The organism is Methanomicrobia archaeon (genome assembly GCA_016930255.1).
Lineage (GTDB): Archaea > Halobacteriota > Syntropharchaeia > Alkanophagales > Methanospirareceae > JACGMN01.
The window spans coordinates 1-8,265 of record JAFGHB010000053.1; the positions used below are offsets into that span (position 1 = coordinate 1).

11 protein-coding genes and 1 tRNA gene are annotated in these 8,265 nt (G+C 50.4%); 6 read left to right on the top strand and 6 right to left on the bottom strand.

Going from position 1 to position 8,265, the window contains the following annotated elements; translation table 11 throughout:
- Positions 1 to 220 precede the first annotated feature (220 nt).
- Positions 221 to 294 (bottom strand) — tRNA-Val (locus JW878_07830).
- A 60-nt stretch (positions 295 to 354) separates the two neighbouring features.
- Positions 355 to 675 (bottom strand): zinc ribbon domain-containing protein, encoded by a 321-nt coding sequence (locus JW878_07835; GenBank protein MBN1762965.1) that lies wholly within the window; start codon positions 673 to 675, stop codon positions 355 to 357.
- 159 nt (positions 676 to 834) lie between these two features.
- Here JW878_07835 and JW878_07840 point away from each other — a divergent pair, with 159 nt between their 5' ends.
- Complete coding sequence (locus tag JW878_07840) at positions 835 to 1,071, top strand: hypothetical protein (protein ID MBN1762966.1); 237 nt, start codon at positions 835 to 837, stop codon at positions 1,069 to 1,071.
- Here JW878_07840 and JW878_07845 read toward each other — a convergent pair.
- A complete protein-coding gene (locus JW878_07845) occupies positions 1,068 to 1,298 on the bottom strand; it encodes a hypothetical protein (protein ID MBN1762967.1) in 231 nt (76 codons plus the stop codon). The genes JW878_07840 and JW878_07845 overlap by 4 nt on opposite strands.
- Positions 1,299 to 1,373: 75 nt before the next feature.
- Here JW878_07845 and trxB point away from each other — a divergent pair, with 75 nt between their 5' ends.
- Genes trxB through JW878_07860 form a run of 3 tightly spaced genes read left to right on the top strand, consistent with a single transcriptional unit; the run spans position 1,374 to position 3,941 of the window.
- On the top strand, positions 1,374 to 2,291 hold the full coding sequence (gene trxB / locus JW878_07850) for a thioredoxin-disulfide reductase (protein ID MBN1762968.1): 918 nt from the start codon (positions 1,374 to 1,376) through the stop codon (positions 2,289 to 2,291).
- Positions 2,292 to 2,338: 47 nt separating this feature from the next.
- Complete coding sequence (locus JW878_07855) at positions 2,339 to 2,980, top strand: ribonuclease HII (GenBank protein ID MBN1762969.1); 642 nt, start codon at positions 2,339 to 2,341, stop codon at positions 2,978 to 2,980.
- Positions 2,981 to 2,987: 7 nt separating this feature from the next.
- On the top strand, positions 2,988 to 3,941 hold the full coding sequence (locus JW878_07860; GenBank protein MBN1762970.1) for a transcription initiation factor IIB: 954 nt from the start codon (positions 2,988 to 2,990) through the stop codon (positions 3,939 to 3,941).
- Positions 3,942 to 3,993: 52 nt separating this feature from the next.
- On the opposite strand, the gene JW878_07865 is transcribed toward JW878_07860, so the two are convergent.
- Positions 3,994 to 4,569 (bottom strand): DUF99 family protein, encoded by a 576-nt coding sequence (locus tag JW878_07865; GenBank protein ID MBN1762971.1) that lies wholly within the window; start codon positions 4,567 to 4,569, stop codon positions 3,994 to 3,996.
- A gap of 5 nt (positions 4,570 to 4,574) precedes the next feature.
- A complete protein-coding gene (locus JW878_07870; GenBank protein MBN1762972.1) occupies positions 4,575 to 5,060 on the bottom strand; it encodes a hypothetical protein in 486 nt (161 codons plus the stop codon).
- A gap of 140 nt (positions 5,061 to 5,200) precedes the next feature.
- Between JW878_07870 and JW878_07875 the strand changes: the two genes are divergently transcribed.
- The gene (locus JW878_07875) at positions 5,201 to 5,791 is read left to right on the top strand and encodes an NTP transferase domain-containing protein (GenBank protein MBN1762973.1); all 591 of its coding nucleotides are present in this window, start codon (positions 5,201 to 5,203) and stop codon (positions 5,789 to 5,791) included.
- Positions 5,792 to 6,056: 265 nt separating this feature from the next.
- Here JW878_07875 and JW878_07880 read toward each other — a convergent pair whose 3' ends face one another.
- Positions 6,057 to 7,127 (bottom strand): histidinol-phosphate transaminase, encoded by a 1,071-nt coding sequence (locus tag JW878_07880; GenBank protein MBN1762974.1) that lies wholly within the window; start codon positions 7,125 to 7,127, stop codon positions 6,057 to 6,059.
- A 153-nt stretch (positions 7,128 to 7,280) separates the two neighbouring features.
- On the opposite strand from JW878_07880, the gene JW878_07885 reads away from it, so the two are divergent.
- Positions 7,281 to 8,186, top strand: coding sequence for a hypothetical protein (locus tag JW878_07885; GenBank protein ID MBN1762975.1), 906 nt, complete (start codon positions 7,281 to 7,283; stop codon positions 8,184 to 8,186).
- The last annotated feature ends 79 nt before the right edge of the window (positions 8,187 to 8,265 follow it).

The following is an 8,265-nucleotide window of genomic DNA, read 5'->3' on the forward strand; positions in this document are numbered from 1 at the left end:
TAATCCTCCTTTACAGAAAAAGAAAGAAAAGAGGACTCATAAAAACGAATACATCGATGTGTAACCTTTTTTGGTTTACTTAACAGGAATACACAGATGTTTGGGAGCTCACTTTTGAATGTTCACGAACTCAGACCTTGTGTATGCAAATCCCAAAAAGAACCATCTTCGAATTTTTGGTTAAGAAGGCGTGCGCAATCGCCAAAACAGTTCAAAAGAATGGGCCCGATGCGATTCGAACGCATGACCTCCGCCATGTCAAGGCGACGTCATAACCAACTAGACCACGGGCCCCTGAATTTGTGGCTTAACCCTTCTTATAAAGTCTTGTACACGAGCTTATAAAACTACTCTTTACTTCTTGTCTCCGCATTTTGGACAGAACCCGGTTAAAATCGGTCTCATTTCGCCACATTCGGGGCATTTATCCGCTAGTTTCTTGCCGCAATTCTGGCAGAATCGCATATCAAACCTGATCGGAAAACCGCACCAGGGGCATTTGTTCGCCTTCAATCTGCTCCTGGAAATACGCTCAAAACTGTAGAATTGTTTCTTCAGGTATGCCAGCGAGATCGCACATGCCACAGCTCCGATAACCGATATGCCAATTATGTGCGCCACCATCCACACCTTCTCGATGATCATGTAGATCACGAGCAGTGACGCAAATGCCATGAATGCGTTAGCGTGAATTGTATACGTGCTCCTCGCTCGTTTGGCCTTGAGAAACCGGGCAATCGCAACAGCTAATATCGAGAGCGCAAAAGCCAGCTATACGGCTAAGACCTTCAATCGGTACGTTTGATACTCTCGCTCGTATTCAACACTCGCTAAGTGACGAGCCCGCGATACTTCTCCCCCCTTCTGATCCAATCGCCCTTCAATCTCATCGTAAACGGCTTGTGCCGCATCGAGACTTCGCTGCGATTCCTCATAACTCGCTCGAGCCGCCTCATATTCACGTTCTTTCAGCTCGTCTTCCTTGCCTTCCTCGAGCAGTACCCAGTATTCCTCTCTCTTGAAGAGATAATTCTCCTTAGCACGGAGGAATTCTTCGTTGGCATCGTCTAAGGCAGCACCGCACTATTCAGTTCCGCAACAATGCTTCTTTCCTCAGCTTCCAGCGTGTAAACGTCGTATTTCGCATAGTACGTACCCAGTTGAGGTCTATCAGGAACGCCCCCTAACTCATTAAGGACCTGCACCCCGCCGATCAGAAGGAAGATGACCATCGCAGCAGCGAGTATCTTTTCGCCCCGCATTGCTTCCAATCGCTCGCTCTCTTCATCTTCTGACATTATTAGCGCCTATGACTAGTTTATTTTGAGCCGACCGCATATAAGTTAATCATTGTAAAGCAGGATTTTTCCATTATGAGTGAAGAGACCGATTACGATTTACTTGTGGTTGGCGCGGGTCCTGCAGGGCTGACGGCCGGGACGTTCGGCGCACGAAGCGGCCTGAAGACGCTGGTGCTCGATAAAGGGATCTGCGGCGGCTTGTCAAACGAGGCTACGTTAGTCGATAACTACCCGGGCTTCAGAAATATCGGCGGCATGGAACTGGCGGAGAAGATGAAGGAGCAAACCGCCGACTACGCGGAGATCAAGGAGCTGGAAGGCGTTGACAGAATAGAACTGCAAGAGAAAGAGATGCAGATATTCACGGAGAAAGGCTCTTATCTCGCCAGTGCGTTAGTTCTCAGCACGGGCACGAAGAAGCGTAAACTGGGCGTTAAAGGCGAGGATGAGTTTCTTGGCCGGGGCGTTTCGTACTGCGCTACCTGTGACGGATTCTTCTTCAAAGGCAAGTCGGTGCTGGTAGTCGGTGGCGGTAACTCGGCAGCTCGCGGCGCGTTGTATCTCCAAAACCTCGGCTGTGCGGTGACGTTGATCCACCGGAGGGATGAACTCAGGGCAGAGCACTATTTACGGCAAAGCCTGGAGAAGGCCGGCGTGCGGATCTTGTGGAATTCCGTAGTGCGTGAGATAAAAGGCGATAAAGCCGTAAGCAGCGTTCTCCGCTACGATAAAGCGAACACTACCGAGGAAGAAATCGCGGTGGACGGCGTGTTCATCTATGTCGGTGAGGAGCCTGCGAACGCGTTAGCAACGCAACTGGGCGTGACGCTCGATGAATTTGGCTATATACTCACGGATAAAAGTCAGCGGACGAACTTGAAACGCGTATACGCTGCAGGTGACGTAACCGGCGGCGTGCGACAGATCGTCGTGGCCTGTGCAGAAGGCGCGATCGCAGCCACCTCCGCGCACGAAGATCTGAGCGGTTAGGAAGACAAGGAGACCTGTAAAAGTACGAGGCTTGTTTGATGCTGCGCATGCGAGAGATAGGCATAGACGAAGCGGGCAAGGGCCCGGTGATCGGATCGATGTTCGTGGCCGGAGTCTTGAACTTTGCGGAACTGGAGGAGCTAGGCGTGAAAGATTCGAAGCGATTGAGCCCTGCGAGGCGAGAGTCCTTGGCGGAACGGATCGAAGCCGCGACGGAAGTCCACGTGGTGGAGATGACCGCGAGCGATATAGATGAAAGAAGGAAGACGCGCACGATGAATGAGATCATGGTCGAACGCTTTTCAGACGTGATTAACTATTTTCAGCCGGATCGTGCCATTGTGGATGCAGCGGACGTGAAGCCTGAACGGTTCGCCGCCAATCTTCGCGCGAACTACGAGCAGGCCGGGGGCAGCGGCGAGATCGAGATCGTCTCCGAATTCAAAGCAGACGCTAATTATCCGCTGGTCAGCGCGGCATCAATAGTAGCAAAAGTGCACCGTGACCGATCTGTACGGGCGCTCGGAGTGAAGCTCGGAGAGGAGATAGGCAGCGGCTATCCGTCAGACCCCAAGACCGTGCAATTCCTGAAAGAACTGCTCAAAGAGAAGGACTTTGATGATATTCCGTCCTACGTACGGAAATCGTGGAAGACTGTTCATTTATATAATCCAAAGGGATACAGATGATTGTAAAATGTTGACCCCTAAGACGAATACGGAAGAGGGGAAGCATAAAGAGATAAAGGGAGATAACGATAAGGCTGATTATGTCGAGGCGGCAAAGGAATGCCCCGAATGCGGATCTAAGAATTTAATCAGGGATTATGGAAAGGCAGAGCTTTTCTGTGCTACTTGCGGGCTGGTCGTAGCGGAGAACATCGTGGATCTCGGGCCGGAATGGCGCGCCTTTGATTTCGAGCAGGTGTCGAGAAGAGCACGTGTCGGAGCGCCGATGACCTATCGAATACATGACAAAGGTCTGAGCACGCTGGTAACGTGGTCTCCGACCGGTCAAGGGCAATACAAGTTAAAGAAATGGCAGCAGCGGACGCACATTGCGAACACTACGGAACGGAGCTTTATTTTCGCGCTTTCTGAGATCGATCGGATGGCGTGCGCGCTTAAACTGCCGATGAATATCAGGGAGGCGGCATCTATGCTGTACCGAAAAGCGATGAAGCAACGTCTGATTCGCGGCCGGAGCATAGAGGGCATCTCCACGGCGATTTTATACATCACCTGCAGGCAGTACGGCGTGCCGCGCACGCTGGAAGAGGTTCGTGATATCTCGCGAGTAGGTCAGAAGGAAATAAGCCGCGCATATCGCTTCCTTTTACGGGAACTTGACCTGAAAGTCTCGCCCGCCTCGCCGGTTGACTTCGTGCCTCGGTTCTGCTCCCTGCTCGATTTAAGCGGTGATATACGGTCGAAGGCGATCGAGATAATAAAACGCGCATCGGAGAAGGAGCTGACCAACGGACGGGGCCCGATAGGCATAGCAGCGGCGGCCATTTATATCGCGGCTATTCTGGGCGGCGAGCATCGCACGCAGAAGGAAGTATCAGACGTTACCGGTGTGACCGAGGTCACGATACGGAACAGGTACAAGGAATTATCCGAGCAGTTAGATATAGACGTGCTGCTGTAACGTAACGATCCGCTCACTCTGATTGATCTATCCTGCTAGCAGTGGATGGACCTCAGAACGCTTCGTCCATGTTCAGTAGTGCTCTCGCTGCGATTTTAGCAACGCGTAACGGCTCAGGCACTTTACCGTGAGTCGTGAATTTCTTGAGTAACGCGCCAGCTTCCGCTCTTTCCATGCCCAAAACCCGTATCAAAACCTCGAATCGGTCGTGTAAATAGACCGGAACGCGATCACCAAGCTGCGTATACGCCTCGATTCGAGCATCCCGATCCTCGGCGTCAAAATGCTTGGCGATATGCGCTTCCAAACCCTCGGATTCCTCGTACGTCACACAGATGAGCGGAATCCGCAGCCGTTCGTAAATCTCGTTTATGTTAATAATATTGAACCAGCTGATGACACAGCCGTTGAGCAGTATCACGTTGATGTCATCACGCTGCAGTGCATCGAAGAGGCGTAGAATGCCCTCCGTACCGTCCATGCCACCGACGGTGATGTGCGTGAAGCTGAAACCGTCAATGATACAATCCAACCGCATCACGACGCCCGCGAGCACTGACTTTTCATAGCCGCGTCTGAAGCTCTCTGCAATACCCAGTACTCGTATCCCTTTCTTATTCAGATGCAACACCATCACAAATACGGGATTTGCTCCCGCTCTTTTTGCTCTCTGTACTTTCGTCTGAACACCGGATCGGCTGCTCGCATTCGCTCTATTTCGCCGTCCAATTTCTCGTCGAGCTTTGCCTGCGCGTTCGAGATATAGTCCTTACGCAGCGTATGAGCGGCATCGGAAGAGTACCGCTGGATACCCGCCATTATAATAGCCAAATCAGCCTGCTGCGGAGAGATCAAGCCAAACGGTACCGGCGCACCCGTTCTCATAAGCCTTTCTATCTCATCGTCCATCTTGCCAACGTCCAGACCGTATCCGACCGCCTCATTGCCCCCGGCCTGCTCGAACTTGAGCTGCAAAATACGGCTCGGCGTGGAGACGAACATGTCGTACCGTCCTTTGTGGTTCCGGCCCGTGAGCACACGCCAATCGTCCTTATTCTTGCTCTTATCCCATTTCTCCTTTAAGGCACGTGTGATTTCCGCAGACGACTGTATCCCCATCCCCTTTCACTTCACCTCAGTTGAATAAATAAAGATAGTAATCTAACCCTAATAAATTTCTTTTTCGCGAACGCTTTTCTTTTCCACGAAGCTTTTTCGATACAACGTTTCTTAGAGGGTTTAAAGATAAGGATTAGACAATGATCGCGATAATCCTGGCAGGCGGGAAGAGCAGCAGAATGCGAGGAGGAACTGAGAAAGAGGAGCGCGAGAAGGCGCTTATCACGGTAGGTAGCAGCGGGAACCAAATACGGCTCTTGGACATCGTTGTAGAAGCCGTACGCGCGTCAAACGTGGATAATTTCTTCATAGCTGTCACGCGGAACACGCCGGAAACCGCGGATTATTGCAAACGTGCCGATTATAAAACCGTAGAAACGCCGGGCAAAGGTTATCATGAAGATTTATGGTTTTTGCTTGCTCGATACCCTGCGTTTGTATCCATTGCTTGCGACATCCCGTTTTTACGAAGCACGCACATTAATGCGATACTCGACGCGTACCGCGTGCATCGTGCCAGTATCACCGGTGCCATTCCCCTGGACTTGTTGCCAGACGGCATAACGCCGAGTCACACGTTCGAATACGAAGGTAAAACGTTTGTGTCGTGCGGCATCAACGTGGTGACGAATGCGAAGGATTCGATACCGTTCATATTCGACGACTCGCTGCTCGCCATCAACGTTAATACCAGTGCGGATTTAAGCTTGGCGAGAAGCATGCGGGAATGAATGCTTCGTCGCGTCGTTCCTTATTCGCCATTCAATAAATAAGGGGCCAAGCCCCCCTTATCAACCCTCCCGACCAACAATTCGGGGCCAGACATCAAACTTTCTTATGTGGGGCTCCGCCCCACGACCCCGCAAGCCCTGTAAGGGCTTAAAAGAAAGTTGGATCAAAGAAACTTAGATTTTTTGATCAAACCTTTTTTAAAGGTTTGACTTATCAATCAACCTTTCTTAGAAATAAAGTTTGAAAAAGTGTAAAGAACGAATTTTACAAGCGCCTTAATGCAGCTACGACCTGCTCGTTCTGCTCCGGCGTACCCACGCTGATCCTGATAAGAGAATTACCCGCGCCGCGGAATGCGGCACAGTCGCGAACGGTAATCCGCTTCCTTTCAAGTGTTTTGCACACCTCAGCCGAGGTTTTAGGCGCGACGTCAACGAGCACGAAATTCGCCTGTGACGGATACACCCTGAACGATTCGTGTAACTGCTCAATGAGATACGACCTTCCTTCCTTTACCAGCTCCACGCTGCGGCGTAAGTGTTCTTTATCCTTTAACGCCGCGACCGCTGCGATTAACGCGACGTTATTCACGGTAAACGGCAGCGATACCTTTCGGTAATTACCAATTACCCATTCCGGCACGATAGCGTAGCCTACACGGAGCCCGGCGAGCCCGAACGCCTTGGAGAAGGTTCTCAAGACTAACACGTTCTCGTACTCGTTCACCAACTTCGCCGACGACTTCTCGGCGAACTCCACGTACGCTTCATCGAGTACGACGAGTGCCTCAGGTATCGATTCGGCAAGCGTGCGCACGTCATCGCCGCTTAGCCGGTTTCCGGTCGGATTGTTCGGCGATGCGAGGAAGATCATCTTCGTCTTCTCCGTTGACGCTGCTATGATGTCCGCGGCGGGTATGGCGTAATCATCCTCAACGCTGCGTAATAAGTACATGGGTGTCGCGTCCGCCATGTGCACCAGCGACTCGTACAGTGAGAAGGTAGGGATCGGGATGATCGCTTCGTCGCCCTTGTCCACGAAGATCTTGACGAGTGTGTCCATAACGCCGTCGATGCCCGCGCCGATTACTATCTTCTCTGCGAAAACGCCCGCGTACTCAGCAATAGCGTCCCTCAACGTTTCCACGTTCCGCCCCCAGGGGTAGATACTGAAATTAAGCTCCCCGGCTTCCATCGCTTCGAGCACCGCGCTTACCGCCAACGGGCTCGGTCCCAGCGGGTTCTCGTTACTGCTCAGCTTGATCGCTCCCTTGATCAGCTTTCCCGGTTTGTATTCCGCTATCTTCTCCACAAAGGGGCGAACGGGGAGTGGCATGGTGATAATCCTTTGGTGGTAGGGATAGATATAAGATGATGAAAAGACAAAGTGGAAAAGAACGCAAGAGTTAATTATGATAGATAGCAACAGTATTCTCATTAGCAAGAGTAAGTAGAACACAAACAATGAACTGAGTAAGGGTTGCGTCCAATGAAAAAAGCGCTTGGGAAAGATGAACTGGCAACTGTTGTTGCTTCTCTAATCGTAGATATTAAGGACCGATTGACGTTCGATGGCGAGAACAGGGTTTTTAACGAAGGCAAGGAACTCCGTTCTGATTTTATGAAAGAGACGGCAGATCCAGAGGCGTTTACCCGAGAATTCTTGATTGACAAAATTTTCAGGGCACTGGAGCTGGAAAAATTGCCTGAAAAACATTTTGAGGATGCACACGGTTATCGAAGTGTTGATTATCTGATAAAAAGCCCAAGAGACAATTTCCTGGTAGAAGCGAAGCCGTTGAACGCCGACTTAGAGAAGGGTAAAGACAGTGGCGTTACCCAGATAAAAGGATTATTCAAAATCGCGGAAGTGAAGGAGAATTATAATTTTGGTATAGCAACAAACGGATTAAGATGGGTGTTCATTGACAAGAAAAAGGAAATAGTGAGCGATCTGAGGTTAGAAGACAACTTTGAGCAGATACAGGATTTTCTGATCGGCAAAGAGAAAGTCGTTTCGCCAAAGACGGAAGAGGAGATAAGCAAGAAGTTTTACGAGTGGTATAACGCGCTCTTGCACGGCGGGCGTTATAAGGATCATGAGAACAAAACGAGGACAATTCCTGAAGAGCGTTGCCTGGTCAACAACGTCCTCGGCGTTAGAGATCTGGAAGAACGGGAGCAAATAGCTCAGGTTGTGACGAACCGGCTGATTTTCATCAAATTCTTACAATCAAAGGGCATTATAGGTGAGGATATTCTTAGCTACCTCTCTGAAGTGAGAGAGGACGAACTCACGCCAAAATTACGGCAATTATTCTTCGGCGCGATGAATAAGCCGGAGGACGAACGATTTGATATCGATGAGCGATTCAGGAACATTCCCTATTTATAGTGAGGTACTAAACTTTTAATACTTATCTTTCGTATCTTAGTTCATGTCTAAACCCGAACAGATCCCTATTCATCGATCA

Bases quoted from the DNA above. Each gene is read 5' to 3' on its own strand.
- JW878_07835 (MBN1762965.1), bottom strand. From the start codon at position 675: ATGGCATTTGCGTCACTGCTCGTGATCTACATGATCATCGAGAAGGTG.
- JW878_07845 (MBN1762967.1), bottom strand. From the start codon at position 1,298: ATGTCAGAAGATGAAGAGAGCGAGCGATTGGAAGCAATGCGGGGCGAA.
- trxB (MBN1762968.1), top strand. From the start codon at position 1,374: ATGAGTGAAGAGACCGATTACGATTTACTTGTGGTTGGCGCGGGTCCT.
- JW878_07855 (MBN1762969.1), top strand. From the start codon at position 2,339: ATGCGAGAGATAGGCATAGACGAAGCGGGCAAGGGCCCGGTGATCGGA.
- JW878_07860 (MBN1762970.1), top strand. From the start codon at position 2,988: ATGTTGACCCCTAAGACGAATACGGAAGAGGGGAAGCATAAAGAGATA.
- JW878_07870 (MBN1762972.1), bottom strand. From the start codon at position 5,060: ATGGGGATACAGTCGTCTGCGGAAATCACACGTGCCTTAAAGGAGAAA.
- JW878_07875 (MBN1762973.1), top strand. From the start codon at position 5,201: ATGATCGCGATAATCCTGGCAGGCGGGAAGAGCAGCAGAATGCGAGGA.
- JW878_07880 (MBN1762974.1), bottom strand. From the start codon at position 7,127: ATGCCACTCCCCGTTCGCCCCTTTGTGGAGAAGATAGCGGAATACAAA.
- JW878_07885 (MBN1762975.1), top strand. From the start codon at position 7,281: ATGAAAAAAGCGCTTGGGAAAGATGAACTGGCAACTGTTGTTGCTTCT.